This is a genomic window from Anabaena sp. FACHB-1237 (assembly GCF_014696225.1).
In the GTDB taxonomy this organism is placed as follows: Bacteria; Cyanobacteriota; Cyanobacteriia; order Cyanobacteriales; family Nostocaceae; genus FACHB-1237.
Map to the genome: position 1 here is coordinate 1 of NZ_JACJPV010000022.1, position 25,862 is coordinate 25,862.

The window sequence follows — 25,862 nt, forward strand, 5'->3', positions numbered from 1 at the left end:
CCAGGTTTATTATTCTATACTTTACATTCCCTCTCATTATGACAATGAGGGGGTTTGTTTTTGAGGTGATCTGATCCATGATCTGAGTTTCAGATCCCGGACTTCTTAAAGAAGTCCGGGATCTAAGACTAGCAAGTTCTACTGATGTTAAAAGATTCAGCAATTTGTTGATCTTTTTCACCAGATAAAAATTTATCTAGCACTTGTCGCTGTTTAGGGGTTAGTCCGTTAAGTGCGGTCTGGAACTTATCAATGTTCACGGTACTGTGTGGGTAATGTTTTGATTGGGTATATTGTTAGATTAGTGAATATTATACACAGTTGTGAGTTGTTCTACACAGTTATAAAAATTTAGAAATTACTGAGTATGATGGAGTCAGGGTTTGTTCACGGGTAATAGTTACGGAGAGCGAAGCTATCGCTCTATTTGGTTTCCTATATATAGGTCAAGTAGATAGGTCAAGAAATTTTCTTAACTTTTTTCTTACCTTTTGCAACACAGTGTGAATCTACTTCGTATATAAATTATGGACGATTATGGACGATATTTAACATCTCTACTTAGTTCAACAATATACTTTGTCATTGAGAAAACATTAGTTACTACTGACTAACACTATGTCAAATTCCATACCACCGGAAAATCAAAATGCTCAAGAACTAACTGATGAAGATGATTTAGATTCGCTTTCAGCAGTTAATCTTGCTACATCTAACTATAAAAATCCAAAGTTATTAGTAGAAACGGGTAAAAATGCTGTTTTAGATGTCTGGAGTGCGTTAAAACTGATTTGGAATGATCCTAATAATGGACTAGAAACGGCAATTAATAGTTTGGGAGATAGTCGAATTTTATACGCGGGAATCGCACTTTGTATTCTATTTGTTTTAGCTGTTTGGATGGCAGTATTAAAAACCATAGAATCCCTTGCACCATTGTTTTCTTTCGGGGGTTTATTTGGTGCAAGTTATAGTACCGAGTTAAGTTTTTCAGAACAATTGCGAGTTATTTTAGCCGCCACAATTCCCGTGTTAGGGATGATAGCAGTTTTGTGGATTACCCGCAAAATATTTAAGGGTTCGGGAAATTATCAACAATTTACATTTGTGACAGGTTTTTGTTTTGCTCCTATTACCTTTTTTCTGTTCATGTTGTGGTTATTAGGTAATAATGCAGCAGAATTAATGGCTTTAATTTCTGTGTTTTGTTGGACTACATTTGTTTTATTTTTGAATACAGCACTGATAGGAGTGTTGGGTTTATCTTCTCGAAATTCACTATTACTTGTGCCGATAGTTTTGGTTGCTGATTTTTTCATCACTAGAGTTGGTTTAGATATTTTGTACTGAAAGCAGTTTGGGAATAATTAGCAACCTGTCTCACTTTGTTATTATCAATATTTTAAGGAGTCTATCATGGGTCAAACATTTGTTTTTCTGTTAGCAATGCTGGGATTGTTAGGATATTTTGTATCGAAAATTTACAATGAAATGAATAGACTTAATTCCAGAGTTAACAGAAACTTTTCTGGAATAGATACACAATTATCCAGAAGACACGCTGTTATTAAAAAGTTGGTTAGTAGTATTGGTGCAGAACAAAAAAGCATTATTAATCAGTTTGAAGCATTGACTAATTTAGTAGAAAAAGTTATGCAGTTGAGAGATTCTTTACTGGTAATGGTTTTAATACTAGACTAATGGAAGTAGAAACTGCTAGACAGGAAAAGATTAAAAATCAGCTAATTTTTGGGGGATTAATTTTAACTGCACGGATTGTCATTGGTATTTTGGGTTGCAGTATTTTGACTTTCATAATCCTATTTTTTGTAGAGTCAGTATTTTCTTATATTCTGGCTTCTCTAGTAAGTTCAGGTGTTATTTATGGGCTGATGCGTGGTATTAATTGGGCTAAAAATCGCATTGATTCTTTTGTCAGAAAATATAACAATTTACTGTTTTATCTTCGTAAAGATGCAATTGAAGGCTTTGTAAAAATCATTTTTCCGAATGCAGAACAGATAATATTTGAACCTCAAATTTCATCTAAGAATCAGATGCAACCAATATTAGCTAATTTGTTTTACAACAAACTTTATAAATATACAGAAAAAAACACCCTTTCATTTACAATTAATAAACGACCTTTTTACATGGCAGATGTAGAACCTGTTTATATCCTTAATTCCCAGAAAGAATCTATCGAGATTGATAAATTTATTGATAGATATGATAGAAGAACTGTGTGTTATTTTAAAGGCATTGTTTATCAAATGGAATATGAAAAAGAAAATCTTAATAGTGATTTTTTAACAGTGATGATTCCTAAAAAAGCAGCACCTAGTCCCACCAAAAAAATCAGAGAAGACCGTAAAACAATTACAGTTAGTAAAGATTATCCTAGATTAGAACTGTTAAATAGGGATAAACGCAGACCAGAAAGATTTATTCAGCGAGGTTTTGAGGAATACAGTGTAGAAAATATGGAAATAGAAGATAATTTCTATATTTTTACAAACAATGAAAACGCCTCCAGAAAACTACTATCCTATCGGTTTATGGAAAAGATTGTAGAAATTACATCACCCAAAAAAGAAGAAACATCTCAACCAAAAGTAGTACAATTACTTTTAGGTAATCAGGAAAATACTCCTAATTTTTGGATGCAATTTATCAATATTACTCGCGGAAATAATAAACCATTCCAGAAAGTTACAGTTGTAACTACAAATAAGAATTTGACTTTTTTTGAGGTAACAGGAGAAAAATCCTGTAAATTAGATAACTTTTTGGACAGCTTTCAAGAACTGGAAAAAATATTAAGTTCCATAATTACTGCATTAAATGTAGCACCAACCGCTGGAAATTGATATGGAGTGATAACTATGGATTTGAATCTTCAAAATATTAATCTCTATATCTCAGAATCTGACGTGGTAACAACTATCATCAATCAGCGTCTTCAGCAATTAAAATTGCAAGAACCCGAATTAAAATTAGTTTTTCCCCGTGGAACAATCGCTTTTATTTGGTTATTTATGATTCTAGCATCGTTTACTATGTTGGGAATTTCTGTAATTAGTTTTTATCTCAATTTAATAGTGATATCAAAAGTATATTATGATTTTGGTGTTTTTCTAGTATGTTTATTGTTGATACCTTTAATAAATTCCTGGAGAAAATATGTACAAAACACAAAAAGACATAAAAATCAGTTGCATTTTTCAAAAACAGAAGCTATTAATATAGTAGAGATAGAAAGCTATTTTTCCGATCAAAAAAACAATTTTATCAAAACATATCAGGAGTATGTAAACTATGTGCATGAAAAGATAGAGAATATAGGAAAAAGTCAGCATCTTAGTTCAACAACAGTAGATGAAATGCAAAATTTACAAAATCGAATTTCTCAAGCTGTTGATAGACTAGAAATACTAAGAAATGATTACTTTGCACGGTTAGATAGTGTGGAATTGGAATTAAAAAATAGGCTAATTGAGCATAAAAGTGATCAGGAAACAGAAGTAGTGATAGAATCTCAAATTTTAGTAGAAAGATTAGAGGAGGAGGTAGAGGCTATGAATTATTATTTACAAGCTGTGGATGAAATATAGGACTCCTATTTGATTTCTGAACACAGAGATCCCCGACTTCTCGAAGAAGTCGGGGATCTGAAACCCTCACGGTTTACAAATCAAATATGATTGCTATAGTTTAGAGATAATATTGCTGCTAGAGTTTATCTGAATTTAGTTAACAAAAAATGAGGTAAAAAATTATGGGTTGTCTGGCAATTTTCTTGAATTTATTGTTTCCCGGTTTAGGAACTCTGTTGTTTACTAACAAGAGAGTTGAAGGATTTATTCAGTTGTTTTTATCTATTATTAATGACCTGCTGATTTTGGTAACGCTAGGATTTTGGCTTGTTATTGGTTTGTTGATTCATATAGGACTTTTTGCCTGGGCGTTAGCATCTACCATTGGTTTTATGAGTGAACGAGCAGCGAAAAAAGCGATTCAGGAAGAACGCGAACGTCAAGGTTAATTAATAAGAAGTAAAAATAGTATCCCCATCAAAAAAATCAAATTATCCAAATCGTCAATACAAGGGTTAGTATATGCGGCTTAATCAAATAATTGCTACCGGGTTAATTTTTACCAATATTATGTTTTTGTTTTCATCATCAGTACAAGCACAAAATAGAAAACCATCTGTTGAATGTAATGTGTCTTTACAAAGAGCAAAAAAACAAATTCAAAAAAATAGAAAAGTCAAAGTTGTTCATACAAGTCAAGAAAATATTTCTCAACATTACAAAAGTTATCCTAATAATCGTCCATTTTCCTATCTGTTTGAGTTGACTGGTTCAGCAACACAATCAATCTTAAGTTCTGAAAAATTCTTAACTGCGATTTCCACGGAAATTATTAATAAATGTCCATCAATTAGTATGGTTGAATTTAACGAATCACGAACTGATCATGTTGAAAGTTACGGCTTATTAGAAAATAACGACGTTGGACTTTTTAAATGTCTTGATATGGATGATCCAATGGCAAGAACAAAATTGCATTGGGGATACGTGGTTTGCCTTTAAATAACAGATAATAACTAATAACAACTTACTGGATTATTGGAGAAAAAATGAAAAACTTGTTTATCAATTTCACAATCACAACTGTATTAATTACATCAATATCACCCTTAGCATTTGCATCACCCAAACCAGAATCTAAACTTCCTTCAGGTGCTTATTATACCCCAGGAACTATGTTTAATAACTCCAGGAGAGAGATTTTAAATCGTAATGGAAAAATTTGCATCAAAATAGTTGACGGACCACCTAATAACTATCGTGGACGAGAAGAAATTATGATTAGTAGCGTATCAAATCGAGGAGGTAAACTTTACATTGATGGGAACAATCAGGAAATCCAGGTAATGAATGTTAGAGAATTACCAGAGTATAAGTATTATGGACAAAAGACTATAGCTGCTTTTGACGATAATACAGGTGCTGCTGGTGCTTGGTTATTGATAGCAGGAAATAACTCTGATTCTCGCAGTACTCCAGCGCAAAATAAGAGAATGCAGGAATGTATAAATACTAAAGGTAATTATGTCCGTAAAATCAAAGGTAGAATGCTGCAAGGACAATTTTAGATAATTACCTTGGATTACCAGCATTTTTGGGTATTTTGCCTATTTTTCTTATCCTGCAAAGGTTTGGGGCTTATTTTTTCCTGATAAATATTTACAGCACATTCCATAGAAGATTAGCGGGCAAGATGCCCGCACTACATCGCCCCTTTCTATTTTGTTTTTCAAGATTTAGTAGAGGAATTTTTCAACTTTTTGCAACACGGAGTAAATCTGGTTCGTATATAGATTATGGACAACATCTAGTTCAGCAATCTACCTTATTACTCATCAAATATTCATTTCAAAGGAATTGGAAATTATGATCAGAAGTCTTAGTAGTGGAACAGCAATTTTACTATTTACCTTAGTCAATATCATTACCTTACCAACAACGGTAAAAGCACAGGATTCAAATGTAGAGTGTAAAAAGGCAGTTGCTAATGCTAAAAGTCGTTTAAGAAAAATTCCTAATGTGTTAATAGAGAATACTTATACAAAGAATCTTAACCAGTTTTATTCCGATTTCCCAAAAGAACGACCTATGAAATATATCTTTTATCTCACTGGTTCAACACGTAAAGGTCGTACTGTAGAAACTGGTATTAAAAAGGTTGAAAACTCAAAACAATTCATGAAGAATATTAGCCAAGATATCATATCTAAATGTAGTTCAATTGGTGCAGTCGCTTTCACCAGTACAATAGCTCCAACTTGTAGTATCGCTTTTGGATTAATGCGAGATAAGAAAGTTAAACTATTCGACATTGTAATAGTAGACCCAAATGAAGATACATCCCTAAAGTGGGGACAAACATTCTGCTGGTGACCATCAAGCAAATTTTAGTAACATTAACATCGAAATTTATTTGTTTTTAATTACCAACATAAGTTATTAAATCATGAGTAAGTCAATGATAAAAACATCACTTTTATTACAGTATCTAATTACAGGTTTTACCCTTGCTACTTCTATAAATGTAGCTAACGCTAGTCCTTTTGCACGAGCAGATTTCGTCAATGAAAGTCAATTTAATTCCCAAGCTATATTTTCCTATGTTGATTTAGGAAGAGTTACAAAATTAGGAAATAGTAAATATAAATATCTAAGATTAATTACACCAGCAGATTTTGTAGGAGAGTATATAGAGTCTGAAAAAAATCTAGCAAAAAGAAAATTGCTAGAAAGTGAAGTTATCGTCAACTGTAATGATACGAATTCACTGCAAATTCAACAAGACCGTTACTATAGAAATGGTAAATTGATAAAAACAGAGAACACTAATAAAGTTATTAGACATAGCGAATCTAACCCGTTAAAAGAGGGAAATTTAATTGTTTGTCGTCTTTTTGATCCTGCTTCTTCCCAAGCACTAAAACCCGGATTTTATTTTCGTGGCTCCATTGGTATTCAAATTGCTATCAAAGGAAATCGTATCTGTTATGAAGGTATGAGTCGCTATGGTAGAACAGTTGCTTCTGTCATTCGTGACCCCAAATACCTAAATTTTTATAAACTGGAATCTGTTACAAGAAAAGGTTTGTCAAAAGATCCTTTTTATTTAATGCAATTGACATCAGATGCAATTCATTATGGTGATTTTATGGGACTTTCTAGTATTGAAATTGACAGAAATGGGGAAAATACAAATAGTAAAGAAATGCAGCGATGTTTAAAATCCAATAAAACTTTTTCGTTTTTTGAAGAATCCGATAAACATAGGAACTAAAATCAACCTGTAAACATTCATTTCAAAGGAATTGGAACTTATGATCAGAAATGTTAGTAGTGGAACAGCAATTTTATTATTTGCTTTAGTCAATATCACCACCTTACCAACAACGGTAAAAGCACAGGATTCAAATGTAGAGTGTAAAAAGGCAGTTGCTAATGCTAAAAGTCGTTTAAGAAAAATTCCTAATGTGTTAATAGAGAATACTTATACAAAGAATCTTAACGAGCTTTATTCCGATTTTCCAAAAAAACGACCCCTTGAATATATCTTTTATCTCACCGGGACAAAACGCAAAGGTAACATTGTAGAAACTGGTATAAAAAAGCTTGAAAATTCACCACAATTCATGAAGAATATTAGCCAAGATATCATTTCCAAATGTGGCTCAGTCGGTGCAGTTACTTTTGGCACTGTGTTAGCTCCAGGCTGTGGTATCACCTTTGGACTAATGCCTAATGGTAAAATTAAAGCATTTGAGGATGTAGATGTTAATAGACCTTTAAAATGGGGAGAGACTTTCTGTACTTAATTATGCAAAAAGTAAATATTAAATTTACACACTGTACCTTACTCACAAAATAAAAAATCATCCCCAAATATCAATTATGCGTAAATGGCGTTTATTTTTTATTACTCTCATCAGCTTTATAGCTATCTTACGAGAAAATTGGCTTAAAAAAATTATCCCTATTTCTCTCTGTATTTTGCTAAATTCCAACTCCGCAGCTTGTTACATCAATTTTAATGATGGTCGAGTTGACGCTGCTATTTCAAATATTAATTTAACTGATAATAGTAGTCATAAAATTTTGAAGATAAATCAAGATTTACCCACAAAACAAGAGGATGATTTTCAGCACAAATTACCCTCACAACTTGCCATACCTCCCATTATTAGACCAGCAGAAACTAACTTATATCTCCAAAATGCTTTACCTAAAGATTTCCGCATTAGTAGTCAAATACCTTATAGTTCAGGTAAACAGGAAATTCTTCTAGTATCTCCCTCCACAGGTGCAGAACAGTTATATACTTTTAATGTTCCAGGTTCTAGGAGCTTTCAGCTATTTGAAGTTGAATATAAGAAAGTATCAGCTATTGATTTTACCAGTTTAATCAACACAGATAGTTTAATTGTTAATCCAGAACAAATAAAATCTGTACTGAATAAATTTAAAATTACTTTTGCTAATAACTCTTTATCTAAAATAACTTTATCAGATGGTACAACAGCTAATTTTTTCGCAGGACAAGCTATAATCAAATCCCCCCAAGGTCAAACAGTGGAAACAGTGCAAATTTCCCAAAATGAATTTATTGATAAAAATATATTTATTAGCCAAGAAAGAGGTAAAATGAACAAAAATATAGAAGATATTAAAACTAATAAAGATGCTAATTTATTAGCTAAAACTTCAGAATCAGCTTGTCAAGCTGCGGTGAGTTCATCACTCAATTTTATATCAGATAGTCTAGGTTTATGGGGAAACAAATTAACTACCAGTAAATCCCCAATTACTAAATCTGTAGGTTGGGCTATATCTTTTGGATCTGGAGCAATTAAAAGTAATATTAGTACCAAAAACCCGATGTTACAAGAGGTAAATTGTAGACCTCCTGTACAGTGTGAAGAACAGCGTGTAAGTGGAGGTAGTGAAATTAGAACTGATTTATTTCAAGTTGCTAAAGGTGCAAATAGAAAAGTTAATCTAAAATTTGAATTTTATGTAATTCCCGACAGAATAGAATTATATTTTGATGGTAAACAAATCTTTGGACTTGGACCTAAATCTGGTCCAGGTAATGAAACTTTTGATTTACCAACTAATGCAGAGTATGTGGGAGTGAAGTTAATCGGTAATGACAATGTAAATACTAGATGGGATTATACTATATCTTGTTCTGGTGGTGAGCCAGAAATCGCTTCTCTTAATAAATGGTGGGCGACTATTGGTGAAAAATATTTGCCAATAAAATTAACTATTAAAGTACCCAAAAAAGGAAAATATAGTCTCAGTGTCAATGTTGAAAGTATACGTGGTTGGCAACTAAAATCTTCATCTAAAGTAATCATTGACGGTAAGACATTAGAATCAAAGAAATTTTTATTTCCTCGTTCTTCACCAAAAGCCATGCCAAGTTTTCGTCAGGCAATAGTAGAGTTAGATGAGCTTGATGCTGGTGAGCATAAAGTTGAGATTGATGCTTTTGAAGTCCCTCCCATGCCTATAGTACAGGAAATTTTGTTTAAATTAAAAGGTGATAATTCTCAGCAAGATAAACTCGTGGCTCTTTTTGTAGCTGATTGGCCAGAAACTGGTAATTATCAAGCTTTAGTTGATAAGTATGCACCAATTCTTTACTTTGATAATGGTCAAGGAACTCCAGGGAACAAACCAGAAAAGTATAACATTCCATATGATGTTGAAAAGACAACATGGTTAAACAAACCAAAAGACTATAAACTTGGTGACTCAACTACTGTGATTGATCTTTCCTCTTATGCCATTAAGCCACGCAATAATACTTCAGGAAAAGTTTATGCTGCTGTTGTCAAACATCCCACCAAGGGTGAAGTAGCTATTAACTATTATTTCCACTACCCACGTAGCAACTGGGAAGAGCATGGTGGACATAATACTCATGAAGGAGATTGGGAAGGTATCACAGTATTCCTTGATAAATATTTCCGCCCATCACAAGCTTCTTTTGCCCAGCATATAGAGGTAGGAAAAGTATTGATAAATACCCCCATTAATCCATTCGGCGAAGGTGATGGTGGTCAAACTGTTTTATGGCAAGCTCTAGAATTGGAAAAGGGTAGACCAAAAGTTTATGTTGGTCTTGGTGGTCATGCAAGTTACCCTTATCGTGGCACTACACTTTGGAAATTACCCTCCCAAAAAAAAATTGTTGAGTTTCATCGAGGTAACTTAGCTAATCCATTTGATTCTCAAGGACGAATCCAATATCTATCGAGAATTGGTAATCCAATAGCTCCAGATTGGCTCAGATATCCAGGTTATTGGGGTCGTCAAAATATCTTAAATAAAAACGATGGAAACGATGGAGACGACGGTCCACGAGGTCCCGTATTTTTAGACCTGAGCATCATCAATCTTATGAGATCTACTGGGCGTGGAGAGCGTTGGTTAGATCCTTGGGAATGGTCGAAAAATTTCGATGTAGTTGAGAAGAAATAGCTTAACTAATAAATATTAACTATGTCCGCTTAAACATCAGGAGCAATCAATAATTATGAAACTTTTACGCAATTCAGGTTTAGCTTTATTTGGTGCAATACTATTCACCAGCACCAGCTTACTACTACCCAATCTCAAAATCCTATCCATATCGCCATCGGTAGCAGCTACTCCCACAACTAAATCAGAAAACATCCATAAGTCACCAATCTTTCAACATCACAAACTGTTTCAAGGTGAAAATGTAGGGAACAAAGCTGAAGATACTACAAATTTCACTAAATCTAAATCACAGATTGTAGCCACATTACTACAAAAACAAGGAAACCTCAAACCAAGTGATTCAGTAATCACCGATGATAGCACTTTCTATGATCAATACACTTTTTCAGGTTCTAAAAATCAATCAATCAAAATTTACTTAGAAAGTCAAGACTTTGACCCCTATTTGATGCTGCTGGATGCCCAAGGTAACAAATTGGCTGAAAATGACGACCGGGGAGAAGATAGTTCTAATTCATTTCTTCATGTTAGCTTACCCAAACAAAATACTTATCGTGTAGTTGTTAATAGCTACCAACCTCAAAGCCAAGGTAAGTATAATTTGAGGGTAGTTGAAGATAATTTAGATGAACTTTCTGAAAATGATCTGAAAGATTATCTGATCAGTGCCAATACTAACAAATCTAGCCAATACTCCCAGAAAGAATTTGAAACTTTACTGAAAGCTGATAGACTTTACCAACAGGGAAAAAGAACAGAAGCAGAAAAACTTTATCGTCAAGTCAAAAAACCTTTTGCTCAAGATAGCAAAAATAGCAACTTCCCAGAAGCGATAACTGATCCAGAACAATTGTCACCTGCTGGTAAAGTATATTGGCGCAATGCACAAGCAGGTTTTCAACAGGGATTAGAAAGTAAAATATTCGTATCATTACAATTGTTGAGCGAAAAAAATCCCGAATTTGTACCTGGTCATATCTTACTAGCGCAAGCATTGGAAAAATATAATAAGCCAAAAGAAGCAAGAGAAGTTTTAGAAAGAGCCTCTAGTTTATTTCCCTATAATCCAGATGTGGCTAAGGCCAGAGTTAAAGCTTTAGAAGCAGATGAACAATGGTTAGAAGCCTCTATTGCTGCTCGTCAGTTTGCTATTGTTAATCCCGATCATTCAGAAAAAGCAGAATTTGTAAATCTTGCTGACAAAAATTTTGGGCTGTTTCGTGGTGATTTGAATAATCAAATTATTACCACAGCAATTTTGGGTGGTCTTGGTGGTTTCTTGACAGGTGATTTTAAATCTAGTGCTTTTCAAGCTGTACAACTTGCCCAATTGATGATTAAAGGTGAGTCAGCAATGGGAGAGCAATTTGCCAATGGATATAAACAGCAATTACCCTTGGTACAAGATGAAATAGTTCAAAGTTATATCAATACCATTGGTCAGGATATTGCTAAGTTGATGGGACGAAGTGAATTTAATTATGAGTTTTATGTCGTCCAAGATGATTCTCTTAATGCTTTTGCTTTACCAGGAGGTAAAGTATTTATCAACACTGGGTCTATTCTTAATACCAAATCTGAAGCAGAATTAGCAGGTTTAATTGGTCATGAAGTTGGCCATGCGGTTCTTTCTCATGGCTATCAACGTATTGCTAATGATAGCTTATTAGCTAATTTAAAAGGAGTTATTCCCTTTGGCAACTTTTTTACTACTTTGGTAAGTAGAGATTATAGTCGTGGTAATGAACGCCAATCTGATATTATTGGTTCTCGCGCTATAGCTAGTTATGGTTATGCTGCTGATGGTTTGCGTGGCTTTATGCAAACTCTACACGAACGCTATGGTTCTAGTGGTCAAAATTATGCTTCAACTCATCCATCTTCTCAAGAACGGGTTCGCTATTTAGAAGATTTGATTACTAGCAGTGGTTATAATCGTTATGCTTTTGAAGGTGTAGAAAAACACAGTTTGATTCAAAAGCGAGTTAGAGAGTTGGCGGGAAAATAGGAGTGTCAAACTCAAAATTAGTAGGGGTAATTCATGAATTACCCCGATAAAAGAATCGGGTTTTTAGTGCAATATTAACTATAGCAATCCTATTTGATTTGTGTTAGCGTAGCGTCCTGTAGGGATATACTCCAAGGGTCAGATCCCCGACTTCTTTAAGAAGTCGGGGATCTTGTTGTTCATAACTCATTGAGGACTGCTATATAAACAAATATAAATAACTATTTGCAACACGAGTTAATTATTTTTCGTATAAACAATAGAGATTATTATATACTTAATGATGTTATTACTACAATCATAAGTGTATGGATGATCTAAACCTCCACCTGCAAATCGTCGTCAAAGCAGCTTGTACCTACCCCAAAAACACCTGCCAGCATCGTCAAGCAATTAACGATTTGCTGCGCTCTCTCCTGAAATCAGGACGTATTTGGAGTCCATCAGCAGAGAATGATAACAACGACGATATCTATGAAGAAGCATTACAAAAAACTATGCTTAATTTAGTCAACAAAACATTATGTGAGAAATATGATCCAGAACAGGGATTATTTCTACATTGGTTTAACAAATGTTTAGAGAATAAGTACAAAGATGAAATCAGAAAAGTCAAGCGTTATCAAGATCGGATACAATCTGTCTTAGAAAATGATGAAATGTCTATTGATATGATAGATAAATTAGTTTCTCCCATAGATGCAACTTTACTCACGCAAATTTGGGAATCATTTAAGCAATGGATCACAGAAGATCCTGATAATGTTCTTAAAAATTGTCACATCAGAAATAATCCAAAAGCTAATTGTCAATTATTGGCTGAGTTAAAACTGATCATGGGTAAAGAATGGCAGGAAATAGCTGATACAGTTGGATCACCACAGGGTTCGCTTAGATCCCATTGGAATAGAAAATGTGAACCATTGCTGCAAAAATGGTTAGCAGAAAATCAAAAATTATTTGGAGAAGAAAACAATGAACGATAAACTAGATAAACTAAATGTATTACAGGATCTAGCCATTCCCTTTCCCATTACTGCATCATTTCGCCACCAAGCTAGAGCTTATGCAGCACAATATTTTACACCAAATCTTCAACACAGAATTTATTTTCATACCTTAGCTGTATTTATTGCTGATGCTTATTTTCGGATGCTCGGTTTTGAGACTAACCTGAATCTGCCAGAAAGATGGAATGCAATTCATCGTTTATGGAGTGAAGCTAACGAATTAGAATTATTAGGATTAGGTAATTTAGAATGTTGTGTCATCAAAAAAGAACAAGAAAAAATAATTTTGCCATCTGATATTGTTAGGAATAATATCGGTTATTTATTTATAGAAATTGCTGATTCAGAAAAAGAAGCCGTATTGATGGGTTTTTTACCTGCTTTTGATACTGAAACTGCTAATGAAGAATTACAAATAACAGATTTACAATCTATGGATGATCTAATTGATTATTTATCTCAAAAAGAAACATCTTCACTAGCAGAAACAGCAAAAATTGATGAGTTATCCTTAGAATTTACAGAAAAAAAAATTACTTATTTAAGAAATTGGTTGAATAATATTTATGAGGGAGATTGGGAACCCTCAATGCGGGATCTGAGAAATGCTACCTGCAAGAAAAATATCCCCCTAGCAGGACAAATATTTAAAATGCAGCTTTCTGTTTCTCAAAACAGTGAGGAATTAATTTCTGTGATAGTCATTATCCAAGGTGAAAATACTTTTTTACCTATCGGTATGCAGGTGAGTGTACCAGACGAATCAGATATTTATACAGAAACAGTGAATGAATCTGGAAATTTGATAAAAATAGCTCTAGAATTATCTCCAGATGAGGAATTTTGGGTAGAGTTGCGGATAGGAGAAACCTTTGTTAGAGAATACTTTATTGCTTAAAAAGGAGTATTTATGACTTGGAAAATCTCCTTTAAAATTGGTGGTAGGGTGCAAATAAATAATCAAATAAATAATGCTGAAGTTTTACCTGTCACTCTTGCTATTTATGATCAACATGGACAAATAGAAGAACTGGTTTCTTTTCTTTCTCCTCTACCAAAATCTTTATCAAACAAGTTTAAAGATTGGCAAGATTATATTGGTTTGCAAGGCGATCGCAAAGTTGTCAAAAATCGGGAAAATCGCACTTCTGGAGTAATTAATCTCACAGAATTAGCCAATTCTTTGAAAGCAGAATTAAATAAATGGTTAGGTATGGATGGTTGGGTTGATGAAAATGGACAACCAGATCCTCGTGTAAGTCTGGTTTTGGAACAATTTAGGGAGAAAATAACTGAAAAAGATGAAGTCCAAATTATTGTTCAAACAGAAGATAGACAATTACGAGGACTTCCTTGGCAAGAATGGGATACTTTAGCAGGTTATACTAGCAATGGTGTAGAAGTTGCCATTAGTGCTACTAATTTTAAACGCTTGACACAAAAGCAAACAGCACAATTGAAAGCAACTGCTCGGATATTGGTGGTATTTGGTGATGAAAAACTTGATTTTGCAGAAGAAATCAGTTTTATTAAAAGTTTGCGGCGACATGGCGGAGATCCTCAGATCCTCAGACAACCTACACGCCAGGAGTTAGAAAGGAATTTACAAGATAGTCAAGGTTGGCACATTTTCTTTTTTGCTGGTCATAGTGAAAGCGATCGCAATGGACGCATTGGACGGATTCAAATTAATCCCGCCGATGGGGAAAAAGGAATTATTGAAATTGCCGAATTGAAAGATTTATTAACAGGTGCAATTGAGAAGAAATTACAAATAGCTATCTTTAATTCCTGTGATGGTTTGGGATTAGCAAATCAGTTAACTGAGCTATCTTTGCCTTATTGTATTGTCATGCGCGAAAGGGTTGAATCTGCCGTAGCTAGAGAATTATTAAGGTATTTTTTAGAGGCATTTGTACAAGATCGCTCTTTATTTGCGGCGATGAATTATGCCCGTCAACAGTTACAAAAAAAATTTGAACCCGGTAAAAGTTGGCTACCTGTAATTGTTGCGAACCCCTTAGCTAAAGAAGTAACTTGGAATCGTTTATTTTCTGAAAGAAGGTTATCTTGGCAATGGGAAATGGTTTTAGGATTGATAGCGATCGCCATACTTATTTGTCTACCTGTGGGCATATTCACCGAGTTTAATGGCCGGGAAACTTTAACACTTTATGCTCAACTTTACCCCCATATTACAGTTTATCCCTCCCTATTTCTTTGGATGTCTCTATTTGCAGCTTATAGAGCACATTGTATGATTCGGGTACAAACTCGGTCTTTTTTAATTTTAACATTGGTGACAATTTTTATTACTTTAGGGGCGTTGTTTTTCGAGATTAATGGCGATCGCATGATGTTTTTAGAATTTAATTCCCAAGCAATGACAACAATTAAATCTGAGAAACTAAAAACACTGTATTTAGATTGGGGAACTTCAGAATCACAGATCAAAAGTATTCCCCAAGAAATTTTTAATATTGATCAAGCTTTTGACAACCAAGGAAATTTAATTATCAAAAAATCTGCATTAGAAACAGCTATTAAACGACTACAAAAAAGCAATAATAGAACAGGATTTCAAGGACTTTTAAGAATTGCTACCTCCTATCAAGTTTGGCGACAAAATCATCAATATTTTTCCCTAAGTAGATGGTTTTATGCTGTCAATTTTGTCAGTATTGTTGCTTGTGGTGTTCAACTTGTAGCACTGGTTTCAAATATTCTTTTTGCTCCAGATTCTATCTTTAATAAAAATAAATACCTCACTTATCTGATTATTTGTGAGTTAGGTATTCTCCTATGGTTGCCTTTTCAAAGCTATAGTATAGAACATACCAAAAGTCTGTTATTTTCCTCTGATTTCCGAGGTACTCTAGCGGGAATAAATGTGATTACCTATGCGATTATTGCCATTTTATTTTTCACTACTATTAGCAGTATATACAAAAGTGCTACTAAAAAATATCAGCCTATTTTGTTCTCATTCTTATTAGGTAGTTTATGTTTTACTGTGTTAAGTAGTATTTTTGGTGTTTCTATTATTGATCACTTATTTGGGATGAATAGTACCGATCCTTTAACTCCTTGGTTTGCAAGTATCGTATTTTTTACTCCTTTATTTTGCTTACTGGTGCGTTGGATTGATTTGCGAGTAGGCGATGATTAAATGTAAGATCCCCGACTTCTGAAATCAATTTATAATTCGTGGACACAATAAATAAAAGAAGTCGGGGATCTGGGTATGACCGAGTGAATAGTAAGGACAATTCATGAATTGTCACTACAAGAATTGTACTTACAATGGTTTGGAGGTTATGCAGATTTCATTACTACAAAATGTCTATTAAATATGGAAAATCAGCAACTTTATCAAGAAAGACAAAGAGTAATTTTGATTGTATTTTTGACATACATTCTACCAGTTTTACTTGTATTTTTAGAAGTAATTCCTTTTTCCTGGCGGTTTTATGTGCTAATTTTTGCCGCTATAGTCGTAGCAGCGATCGCCTATTTATACCGATTTTCTCCTGTAGAATTGGGATTTACAAATAAAAACTTAAAAAAATCTTTGACAGCGATCGCCTTACCAACATTAATCTTTACTGGGTTAATGTTTATTTATTATTTAACTCATGGATCACGGTTAGATAACTCAGCATATCAATGGCTATTTTACCTTTTCTTTGTGAGTTTATCTTCTCCCATACAAGAGTTTTTATATCGGGGGTTTTTATTTGCTATTTTTAAGAGAGCAAAATTTGCAACTTGGGTACAGATTATACTCTCTAGCTTACTTTACAGTTTTGTACATCTGATTTATAAAGATATACTGACACTGGTATTTACATTAATTATAGGTATGATTTGGGGATGGAACTACGCAAAGTTTCGTAATTTATATAGTATTATTATTATTCATTCCTTACTGGGAGCGATCGCTATTCTGGTGGGTTTAGTATAGGTGAGGACTTACACAAAACATCACAAAAGTAGGGGTAATTCATGAATTACCCCTACATGAATTACTCTACGCAAGAATACAGTAGCGCAAGCATCTTGCTTGCATTCATTATCTTTTACATTGTAACGCGAGCATCTTGCTTGCATTCATTATCCAGATTAAAAGCACAACAGCTTACCTCATTGCAATATCACTTTGTTCCATTGTAGTAAAGTTTTACACAAAGTGCCATCGCTTCTTTACAAGAGACTACGCTAAGAGTCTCCTATAGATAGCATTTGCGAATTTACCAAATTTATCAATATTGCCTAATTCAAGCGATAAAGATAGCCGTATTTCATCTGTACTTTCTCGAGAATGGGTTGAAATTCGAGAGTAATTTTAGGTTTTTTAGTTATACAGTGAGTGCTGCACATCAGTATTTTGGCAAGGATCCACTCCTTCATAAAGATCACCGACTTCTTTAAGAAGTCAGTGATCTGATTTTTCTATAATCCCGTAACTTGCCGATAATGGGGCTCTAATTTCATGAAAGTTGGTGATTTTTGTCGCATTTGCCAATTACTAAGATTGAATAGTTTTTGTTTTAAATGATCAACATTAATAGTGGTAATTTCACCATTAGCGACTATTTTTTTACCGTTTACCCAAGCATTACAAACTGCATGATCAGGACGACCTAATATTAATAAACCAATGGGATCTGTGCGCGGAAGTAAAGATAAATCTGTTAAATCATATAATACTAAATCAGCGATTTTACCCACTGTTAAAGAACCTAGTTTATCATCTACTTTTAAACCTTTTGCACCTCCTAAAGAAGCCATTTCTACAGATTTATGAGGTGTAATCCATGTTTGATAATCCTGATCTGTGATATTATGTAAAATTGCACCTATTTTAATGGCTTCTAATAAATTTTGTGAGTCATTACTACAACTACCATCACAACCAAAACTAACATTTACTCCAGCTTGCATATATTTTAAAACTGGGGCAATACCACTACCTAAACGTAGATTACTTAAAGGGTTATGCACCACTGTAGATTGAGTTTCTGCTAATATTTTAATGTCGTTATCTGTCAACCAAACACAATGGGCTAAACTGGTTTTATGGGTTAAAAAACCAATTTTTTGTAAATGTTCCACAGCAGTACAACCATATTTTTCCTGGGCTAATTTTTCCTGGGCTTTAGTTTCTAATAAATGGGCATGAAGACATAAATTATAGCGATCGCTTAATTCCAGACAACCGATAAATAAATCATCTGTACATAACTGTATCCCCGTTGGACCTAGTAAGATATTCATACCATTTGCCGGATCATGAAACCTTTGAATAGCAGTTTCCATCATCTTTAAGATGTCCTGTGCTGTGGCATGAAAAGGCGTATCTTCCAACTGAGATTTACCATTAGGAAAACAGTATGTAAAAGGTTCATCTTGAATTAAAGGGGCAATAAAAGCCCGAATACCTACTTCTTGATATGCGCGTACTGCGGCCGCAATTGTTTCTAATTCTTGTCCAGGAAGTAATATTAAATGATCTACCACACTTGTACCACCAGAAAGTACAGTTTCTACTGCTGTTCCTAAAGCAGTTAAATAAACTTGTTCGACATTTATAGGAGGAGAATCATATAAACTTGCTAACCATAATTCTAGAGGTAAAGGTGGAATACTTGCCCTAAACCACATTTCTGAAGAATGAGTATGGGCATTAAAAAACCCTGGTAATAAGAGTTTATTTTCACCATTAATTACTTCACCAATTATGGGTAAATTAGAATCTATAGCTGCAATTTTCCCATCAATGATTTGCACATCCGTAGTTATGTAACCATTTGTAACGTTAATTAAACAATTTTTAACTGTAAAGTGCATAATTTTTACCGGATTTTAAGCTAGAAAATAAACAATGATCTTAGGCTTGAGATTTATGAATCTACCATTGCGGAATTTAGGAGTTAGTCCCAATAATTGGAGTGTCAATGAAAATTTTGCTGATATTACTCGTCCTCAAAAAACTCCCCAAGCGATAATTTTAGCCACAGAAACTAAAGCCTTGCGGATAGACTTAGCCAAAACTGCTATCATGGTCATTGATATGCAAAATGATTTTTGTCATCCTGATGGTTGGTTAGCACATATTGGAGTAGATGTAACACCAGCAAGACAACCCATAGAACCTTTACAACAATTATTACCACAATTGCGGGTGGTTAATGTACCAATAATTTGGTTAAATTGGGGCAATAGAGAGGATTTATTGAATATTAGCGCAGGATTACACCATGTTTATAATCCTACAGGACAGGGGATAGGATTGGGCGATCGCTTACCAAAAAACGGTGCAAAAGTATTAACTTTTGATAGTTGGGCTGCGGCTGTAGTAGATGAACTACAACAACTACCAGAGGATATTTATATTCATAAATATCGCATGAGTGGATTTTGGGATACAGCATTAGATAGCATTTTAAGAAACTTAGGTATAACCACAATTTTATTTACAGGAGTGAACGCAGATCAATGTGTTTTTACAACATTATGTGATGCCAATTTTTTAGGGTATGACTGCATTTTAATTAAAGATTGTACAGCCACAACATCACCAGAATACTGCTGGTTAGCAACTTTATATAATGTCAAACAATGCTTTGGTTTTGTTACAGATTCATCGGCAATTTATCAAGGATTAAATCCTTAAAATTCACTTAAAATTCACTTAAAATTAATATGATAGAAACTTGCCATTGTATGATTCCCGTGCTAAAATCTCCCAAAGATTATCAAGCCTATAGAATTAGTCCCCATGATAGCAATAGATTAGCAATAATTTTTGATTCCACCACTGCAAATACTTCGTTAACTTGTTGTGTAGAAATTTTTGATGTAGGAGGACAAACACCACCAAATCGCCATCAAAATGCGGTAGAAATGTTTTTTATTCTCAAAGGAGAAGGAATAGTAATTTGTGATGGAAAAAAAGCAGGAATTAAAGCGGGAGATAGTTTATTAGTGCCACCAACGGGAACACATTTAATTAGAAATACAGGTGATACTCGCCTTTATACCTTAACATTTATGGTTCCTAATGAAGAATTTTCTGAATTAATTCGTAGTGGTATTCCTGTAGAATTTGATGATGAAGATATAGCAGTTTTAGGAAGATTAGACTCTTGTAAATTTATCTAATGGATAAGATACCCGACTTCTGATTTAATCTAGTAAATAAACAATAAATTGATATTAGAAGTCGGGGATATCATTTACAATTGTGAAAATAACCTTTCCCAATCAATAGTATTTGTTCTTTCTCCCTGATTGACTATTTCAAAAACCTTATTTACTGTAGTTTCGTAAAATAAACTTTCCACACAAGCTGCTGCTACATCAATTCTACTAGATTCACCAGAAATTTGATCACCAGTTCCTAACACAACATTTAATTTACCATTAGTAGTAGCTTGAAGTAAAGTATTCAAATCAGAAGAAGTATAAGGTCCATCAATTAAACGCGCAGGACGAATGATAGTGTAGGGAATACCAGAATTAATTAAAAAATCTTCACCTTGTTTTTTGGCATCCAAAACACCAAAAAGATTGAGAATTTTAAAGGGAAATTCATTTTTTCTGAGAATACCACAGGAGGAAACTAATACAAAGCGATGTAAATTTTTAGGTGCTAAAGAAACCAATCTTTTTACACCTTCACTATCAACTTTCATCGGACTATTCTTAGCTTTACCTTCTAAAATATCACGATTAAAAATAGAAAGTGCCACATCAATGAAATTAGGAGATGTAGTAAATTGCCATTTATCAGAAGGAAAAGCACTAGTTCCTGTACAGCAAATAATTGACGTAACATTTACCATTGCTGATGTGATGGTATCAGATTCACGAATATCACCAATAGCAATATCTACTTGATGATTTTCATGGTTAAACATTTGATTAACTTTGTCTCTATTGCGTGTAAAAATACGCACTGGAAGATTTTTAGCTAATAACTTACCTACCACAAGTTGTCCTACACCACCAGTAGCCCCAACCACTAAGATCATATTTTCCGAAGAATTTACCACAGGATTCATAATTGATCAACATTGTTATTTCATCATTTACTGTCAATCTTACCGGAACTTGTACAGAATATATACATAACTTTTGATAATTCGAGAATCTTAGCAAAAATCAAGTCGGTAATAAACCGAAAAATAAATCAAAAAATAAATGGAAAATTAGTTAAGATTATACGGAATAGGGGATAACATCTATGAAATATTTAATACTGATTAGATAAACTAGATACTCTAAATTCAGTCTAAATTCAGGGGTATTAAGCTGATATGCAGCACTCACTGTATAACTAAAAAACCTAAAATTACTGTAGTGCAAGCATCTTGCTTGCATCTATTATCCAAATTAAAAGCACAACAGCTTACCATCCCACTAATCAGCTATATATAAAACATAGCCAAAATTAGACAATTAGACACAAGGAATCTACTACAATGGCACGTAAAAATAATAGCAATAATAAAATTTTCCAGCAATCAGGAGTTATTCCCTATCGTGTACAAGATGGAACAGTGGAAGTTTTATTAATTACAACTCGTAACCGTCAAAGTTGGGTAATTCCTAAGGGTGGAATTTGTAAAGGAATGACTGAATATCATTCCGCAGCTAAAGAAGCATGGGAAGAAGCAGGAGTGATTGGGACAGTGGAAAATCAGATTTTAGGTAGTTATAAATATCGCAAAAATGGGAATATCTATCAAGTAAATATGTTCTTACTTTCAGTAAATAAAGTATTAGAAGATTGGCCAGAAGCTACTCAAAGACAAAGACAATGGTTAGATATTAATCAAGCGTGTCAATTAGTTAAACAAAATGCTCTGAAAAAAATAATTGCTATTTCACCATCACAGATTAAAATTATAGATTATGGGCAATTTTCATCAGAAATGTGTTTAGCTTATTGAACAATAAGATCCCGGACTTCTTTAAGAAGTCCGGGATCTAAATCTGACGGAAAGCTTAAATAATATCCACCATTTCCAATTCTAAATTATGACTTTTACGAAAATTATGGGTAAAATGGTCAATTACATTAGTATCACTTAATTCTAAATTATAAAAGTCCACAAAATCATGATCAAAAAATGGTCCTGCGTGCCAAGTTCCCACTTCTAATTTAATAAAACAATTCCCAGGAATGCGAAAAGCAGCAATTTTTTCTAATACAGGTTCATTACTATCATTATTAGGAGGACATACAGCCATTAACCAATCTTTACCATCCAAAGAACCTAAACATTGAGTACATTTTATATGACGAGTAATATGATTAAATTTTCGTCCTTTATTTTCCAGACGCATAATATAAAATCGGGGAATGCCATGTTCTAAATTTAATTTAGCATCTTCTTGATCAAATGTTTTTCCATCTTGAATAGGAAATATTACCTGTCCATAGGGTTGGAAATTTTCTGGAGTGATAATTTGTAATTGTAATCGTTGAATTGTTGTTGATGCACTCATAACATACTCCTATACAAGCTATTAGCTATCAGCTATCAGTAAAAAAACTGACTACTGATAGCTGATTACTGACTACTAATAACGTTCTATACTATTAAGTTCAAATTCGCAAGCCCTAGAAACTGCTTCTAATGGTAACTGTTCAAAAGTTACTAATGGTAAATTAGCTGGTTGTTCTATTAACTCTTTTGCTAATAAGAAACCAGCAATAGTCCAAGTTTGATATTTCCTGGCTTGTTTACCAATTAATCTCCCTTTTTTACCATCATAATATTCTGGCCATTCATCTTCACTTAGCTTATCTTTAGCAATTTCTATAGCTTTTCTGGCCATATCTAATCTATTAGTCTTTAATGCAGCAGCTGTTAACATCCACATTAATACTGGCCAACTTCCAGCATTATGATAGGACCAAGGAATATTTTTAGGATCACATCCTGTAACTACTCGATATTCTTCACCCTGTAAAGCAGGATAACAGATTTTCATAGGCATATCTCCTATTAAATCATCCCATCTTTTTTCAATCAAATTCATGATAGCTTCTGCTTGTGTTTCATTAGATAACCCAGAAATTACAGCCATTAAATTTCCTAAAGTAAAAAAGCGAGTATCTAACTGAGAAGGTCCTACATTTCCGGCAAAATAACCTCCTTTTTTTGGTAGCCATTTATCTAAATCATAATAAGGTAAAGAGTCAGCATAAATATTAAAAAGATTCACTGCTTCTTTTCCATACTCTTCACTTTTAAAACGATAAACAGCATTCAAACGGTGAATATCTATCCAATAATGTTGGCGTAAGTGACTACATAATAAAGGTAATCTGTTATCAATTGCTTCCACAATTTCTTCATTACCTTTACAAATTAATAATTCTCTAGCTACTCGTAAAGCCGCAAAAAATAACACTTGAATTTCTAAAGGATGTCCATATATTCCCATCCTTCTATCTATCATACAAGCACCATCAGGAACTAATAATGTGGGATACATATCAAAACGATTTGCTAGACAAATATCCATAATTAGCTTAATTCCTGTTTGAAATTCAGGACGATAGGCTATTTCATAATCATTAGTAGCTACTATGTAGGATCTTAATAAAATTAGCCACCATAAACAAGAGTCTACAGGGGTAACTCTAGCGATCGCGTGTTCTCCAAAATCAGCTTCTAAATATTCTTCTCCATTACTATTAGTTACTACTTTAAAACTTGCTGGAATCAATCCCCGTCCTGGTTTATAAGCATTTAACGCCCTCTCTTTTGGTTGTAACTTTAAAGTTTCTTCGAGGAAATTTTTCACAATCTCTGTTCTGCCCTTAATTAAAAATAACAAAGCAGAAGAAACAAAATCTCTCACGAAACATTGATCATAATTTAGTGCTTCCACAGAAGCATCATAAGCTGCTAAAGTACCAATTGGCCGACCTTGATAATAAAGAATAGAATTTTCTAGTAGCTGCCATGCTTCATCTTCTATGCTGATCTTTGTTTCTAATTTATCCAGTTGCATTGGTAAAATAACTCCATTTAGATAGTGAATATGTAGTAGATGCGCCTTTATTTCTGAATATAAGAATCAACGGTTTTTGCCAATATAAAATACAAATCAACGGCGAAAATATTACCATAGTACATATTATTTAATAAATCATCATTCTCCGAAATAATAAGAATTTTGACTTACTAAAATATATACTTATGGCTATTACACATCTGTTAGTAGTTTAAATCACTGCCACCATATTTACATAATTACAATTTAGGTTTGCAAACTAGAAATTACATTATTCCCCTACAAATTTACAATTTATAACGTTTTTTATAAATATGCAACATAAACCTGCACAAAAATCAACAAAAGTATGTAAAAATTTAGAATGTTATATTTTTCACCAAAAATTGAGGAAAAATAGTTAATATTCTATGATATTGCTTATTTATAACAAAATATAACCATCTATTGTGCTACTAGTTTTTATTGCTTGAACTTGCTTGTTTTTGAAAACTTTGATACGCTTCATTAACTGCTTACATAGCAGATTTAGCATTAATAGAGGTATTAATAGTTAGCTGGTTTTATAGCTTACAAATGTTAATTTGATGATATTACAGCACATTCCATGTACATGAGGAACAGGCAAGATGCCTGTGTTACAAGGGTTTTATCGTTAACATCTGTACCTCATAATAACGGAAACTCCTGTACATACCCAGATCATCTGACTGTATTTTGATATTAACGTTGCTAGTTATGGAGCGGGAAGCAGGCAGAAAATTCCTTATTCTGACTCCTAACTCCTCAATCTCCTGACTCCTATTCTTAACTTGTTTTTTCTGTGGAGTTAAGATTAACGATAGAATAACCTTTGCAGGATTAATTATCTTTTTTCAGAAAGATCATAAACTGCGATAATTTAAGAAAAGCGTATTGATCTTTAGGTGAACTATGGCACAACGGACTAGATTAGGAGATATCCTCAGACCCTTAAATGCTGAGTATGGTAAGGTATCTCCAGGTTGGGGAACTACACCGCTAATGGGTGTCTTCATGGGCTTATTTTTCGTATTTCTCTTAATTATTCTCCAAGTTTACAACAAGTCTTTATTAATTCAAGATGTACTTGTAGATTGGCGCAGTTTAGGTGGTTAATAGCATTAACCATACATATAAACTAATTAATTAGTATTATACCCGGCTTGCCCGGGTTTTTTTAGCTATCAGCTTTCAGGAGTCAGAATTTTCACCCCGTACTTGGTACTTGGCGCTCGGTACTGATTGAATAGAAACTACACTTAAATAATATTTATAAATAATATTTACAGCAGTTTCCGTTATTATGAGGTACAGATTTTAATGATAAAACCCTTGTAACACAGGCATCTTGCCTGTTCCTCATGTAGATGGAATATGCTGTAATTATTTTAGGACTTACGCAAGTAATGAATTTTCAAGTGCTTGAGTTTAATGGTGAAGATAATCACGTTCATGCACTTATTTAGTATCCGCCCAAACTATCTATCTCCCAGATAGTAAATGCTTTAAAAGGCGTATCTAGTCGTAGATATGGGCAAGCTGGCTACAAAAAACCCCATAAAGAAGTATGGTGGAGTTCCAGTTATTTTGCTATCTCTGTAGGAGGTGCGCCGCTAGAGATATTAAAGGAGTATATCAAAAATCAAGAAAAGCCGTCCTAGAAGGACAGGGCTTGTATTCCATTATTTTCGGTCAGTAGTCAGC

25 protein-coding genes and 1 pseudogene are annotated in these 25,862 nt (G+C 33.6%); 21 read left to right on the forward strand and 5 right to left on the reverse strand.

Going from position 1 to position 25,862, the window contains the following annotated elements:
- Positions 1–128 precede the first annotated feature (128 nt).
- Positions 129–260 carry a LuxR C-terminal-related transcriptional regulator gene (locus H6F32_RS21215; RefSeq protein WP_190369620.1) on the reverse strand — a complete coding sequence of 44 codons (132 nt, stop codon included), beginning with the start codon at positions 258–260 and terminating at the stop codon, positions 129–131.
- A 358-nt stretch (positions 261–618) separates the two neighbouring features.
- On the opposite strand from H6F32_RS21215, the gene H6F32_RS12260 reads away from it, so the two are divergent.
- The 16 genes from H6F32_RS12260 (at position 619) to H6F32_RS12335 (ending at position 17,064) form a co-directional block, all read left to right on the forward strand.
- Positions 619–1,350 carry a hypothetical protein gene (locus H6F32_RS12260; protein WP_190369621.1) on the forward strand — a complete coding sequence of 244 codons (732 nt, stop codon included), beginning with the start codon at positions 619–621 and terminating at the stop codon, positions 1,348–1,350.
- A 66-nt stretch (positions 1,351–1,416) separates the two neighbouring features.
- Positions 1,417–1,701 carry a hypothetical protein gene (locus H6F32_RS12265; protein ID WP_190369622.1) on the forward strand — a complete coding sequence of 95 codons (285 nt, stop codon included), beginning with the start codon at positions 1,417–1,419 and terminating at the stop codon, positions 1,699–1,701.
- The gene (locus H6F32_RS12270; RefSeq protein WP_190369623.1) at positions 1,701–2,870 is read left to right on the forward strand and encodes a DUF3137 domain-containing protein; all 1,170 of its coding nucleotides are present in this window, start codon (positions 1,701–1,703) and stop codon (positions 2,868–2,870) included. Before H6F32_RS12265 ends, H6F32_RS12270 begins: the two co-directional genes overlap by 1 nt.
- A 15-nt stretch (positions 2,871–2,885) precedes the next feature.
- On the forward strand, positions 2,886–3,614 hold the full coding sequence (locus H6F32_RS12275; RefSeq protein WP_190369624.1) for a hypothetical protein: 729 nt from the start codon (positions 2,886–2,888) through the stop codon (positions 3,612–3,614).
- A gap of 164 nt (positions 3,615–3,778) precedes the next feature.
- Positions 3,779–4,045, forward strand: a complete 267-nt coding sequence (locus tag H6F32_RS12280) for a hypothetical protein (protein ID WP_190369625.1) — start codon at positions 3,779–3,781, stop codon at positions 4,043–4,045.
- Positions 4,046–4,118: 73 nt separating this feature from the next.
- Entirely contained in the window at positions 4,119–4,598 is a 480-nt protein-coding gene (locus H6F32_RS12285) for a hypothetical protein (protein ID WP_190369626.1), read from the forward strand.
- Positions 4,599–4,645: 47 nt separating this feature from the next.
- Complete coding sequence (locus H6F32_RS12290; protein WP_190369627.1) at positions 4,646–5,164, forward strand: hypothetical protein; 519 nt, start codon at positions 4,646–4,648, stop codon at positions 5,162–5,164.
- Between the two features lie 298 nt (positions 5,165–5,462).
- Positions 5,463–5,969: a hypothetical protein gene (locus tag H6F32_RS12295; protein WP_190369628.1), complete on the forward strand. Its 507-nt coding sequence runs from the start codon at positions 5,463–5,465 to the stop codon at positions 5,967–5,969.
- 85 nt (positions 5,970–6,054) lie between these two features.
- A complete protein-coding gene (locus H6F32_RS12300) occupies positions 6,055–6,870 on the forward strand; it encodes a hypothetical protein (protein WP_190369629.1) in 816 nt (271 codons plus the stop codon).
- A gap of 40 nt (positions 6,871–6,910) precedes the next feature.
- Positions 6,911–7,405 (forward strand): hypothetical protein, encoded by a 495-nt coding sequence (locus H6F32_RS12305; protein WP_190369630.1) that lies wholly within the window; start codon positions 6,911–6,913, stop codon positions 7,403–7,405.
- Between the two features lie 76 nt (positions 7,406–7,481).
- Positions 7,482–10,079: a hypothetical protein gene (locus tag H6F32_RS12310; RefSeq protein WP_190369631.1), complete on the forward strand. Its 2,598-nt coding sequence runs from the start codon at positions 7,482–7,484 to the stop codon at positions 10,077–10,079.
- 55 nt (positions 10,080–10,134) lie between these two features.
- Positions 10,135–12,090, forward strand: a complete 1,956-nt coding sequence (locus H6F32_RS12315; protein ID WP_190369632.1) for a M48 family metalloprotease — start codon at positions 10,135–10,137, stop codon at positions 12,088–12,090.
- A gap of 308 nt (positions 12,091–12,398) precedes the next feature.
- The gene (locus H6F32_RS12320; RefSeq protein ID WP_190369633.1) at positions 12,399–13,076 is read left to right on the forward strand and encodes an RNA polymerase sigma factor; all 678 of its coding nucleotides are present in this window, start codon (positions 12,399–12,401) and stop codon (positions 13,074–13,076) included.
- Positions 13,066–13,998, forward strand: coding sequence for a DUF1822 family protein (locus H6F32_RS12325; protein ID WP_190369634.1), 933 nt, complete (start codon positions 13,066–13,068; stop codon positions 13,996–13,998). The genes H6F32_RS12320 and H6F32_RS12325 overlap by 11 nt, the downstream gene beginning before the upstream one ends.
- A 12-nt stretch (positions 13,999–14,010) precedes the next feature.
- Entirely contained in the window at positions 14,011–16,269 is a 2,259-nt protein-coding gene (locus H6F32_RS12330) for a CHAT domain-containing protein (RefSeq protein ID WP_190369635.1), read from the forward strand.
- A 108-nt stretch (positions 16,270–16,377) separates the two neighbouring features.
- On the forward strand, positions 16,378–17,064 hold the full coding sequence (locus tag H6F32_RS12335) for a CPBP family intramembrane glutamic endopeptidase (RefSeq protein WP_242031117.1): 687 nt from the start codon (positions 16,378–16,380) through the stop codon (positions 17,062–17,064).
- Between the two features lie 488 nt (positions 17,065–17,552).
- On the opposite strand, the gene H6F32_RS12340 is transcribed toward H6F32_RS12335, so the two are convergent.
- Positions 17,553–18,950 (reverse strand): amidohydrolase, encoded by a 1,398-nt coding sequence (locus H6F32_RS12340; protein ID WP_190369636.1) that lies wholly within the window; start codon positions 18,948–18,950, stop codon positions 17,553–17,555.
- A 55-nt stretch (positions 18,951–19,005) separates the two neighbouring features.
- On the opposite strand from H6F32_RS12340, the gene H6F32_RS12345 reads away from it, so the two are divergent.
- The gene (locus H6F32_RS12345) at positions 19,006–19,776 is read left to right on the forward strand and encodes a cysteine hydrolase family protein (RefSeq protein ID WP_190369637.1); all 771 of its coding nucleotides are present in this window, start codon (positions 19,006–19,008) and stop codon (positions 19,774–19,776) included.
- 29 nt (positions 19,777–19,805) lie between these two features.
- Positions 19,806–20,264, forward strand: coding sequence for a cupin domain-containing protein (locus H6F32_RS12350; protein WP_199294557.1), 459 nt, complete (start codon positions 19,806–19,808; stop codon positions 20,262–20,264).
- 74 nt (positions 20,265–20,338) lie between these two features.
- Here the strand turns inward: H6F32_RS12350 and H6F32_RS12355 are convergent, their stop codons facing one another.
- On the reverse strand, positions 20,339–21,166 hold the full coding sequence (locus H6F32_RS12355; RefSeq protein ID WP_190369638.1) for an SDR family oxidoreductase: 828 nt from the start codon (positions 21,164–21,166) through the stop codon (positions 20,339–20,341).
- A gap of 420 nt (positions 21,167–21,586) precedes the next feature.
- On the opposite strand from H6F32_RS12355, the gene H6F32_RS12360 reads away from it, so the two are divergent.
- Positions 21,587–22,057, forward strand: coding sequence for an NUDIX hydrolase (locus H6F32_RS12360; protein ID WP_190369639.1), 471 nt, complete (start codon positions 21,587–21,589; stop codon positions 22,055–22,057).
- 55 nt (positions 22,058–22,112) lie between these two features.
- Here H6F32_RS12360 and H6F32_RS12365 read toward each other — a convergent pair whose 3' ends face one another.
- Together H6F32_RS12365 and H6F32_RS12370 are read right to left on the reverse strand one after the other, a co-directional pair.
- On the reverse strand, positions 22,113–22,616 hold the full coding sequence (locus H6F32_RS12365; RefSeq protein WP_190369640.1) for an ureidoglycolate lyase: 504 nt from the start codon (positions 22,614–22,616) through the stop codon (positions 22,113–22,115).
- A gap of 75 nt (positions 22,617–22,691) precedes the next feature.
- The gene (locus H6F32_RS12370) at positions 22,692–24,134 is read right to left on the reverse strand and encodes a glycoside hydrolase 100 family protein (RefSeq protein ID WP_190369641.1); all 1,443 of its coding nucleotides are present in this window, start codon (positions 24,132–24,134) and stop codon (positions 22,692–22,694) included.
- A 936-nt stretch (positions 24,135–25,070) separates the two neighbouring features.
- Between H6F32_RS12370 and psbH the strand changes: the two genes are divergently transcribed.
- Both psbH and tnpA read left to right on the forward strand, forming a co-directional pair.
- On the forward strand, positions 25,071–25,274 hold the full coding sequence (gene psbH / locus H6F32_RS12375; RefSeq protein ID WP_190369642.1) for a photosystem II reaction center phosphoprotein PsbH: 204 nt from the start codon (positions 25,071–25,073) through the stop codon (positions 25,272–25,274).
- 290 nt (positions 25,275–25,564) lie between these two features.
- Positions 25,565–25,819, forward strand: a pseudogene (tnpA, locus tag H6F32_RS12380) (IS200/IS605 family transposase); the annotation flags it as partial.
- Positions 25,820–25,862 lie beyond the last annotated feature (43 nt).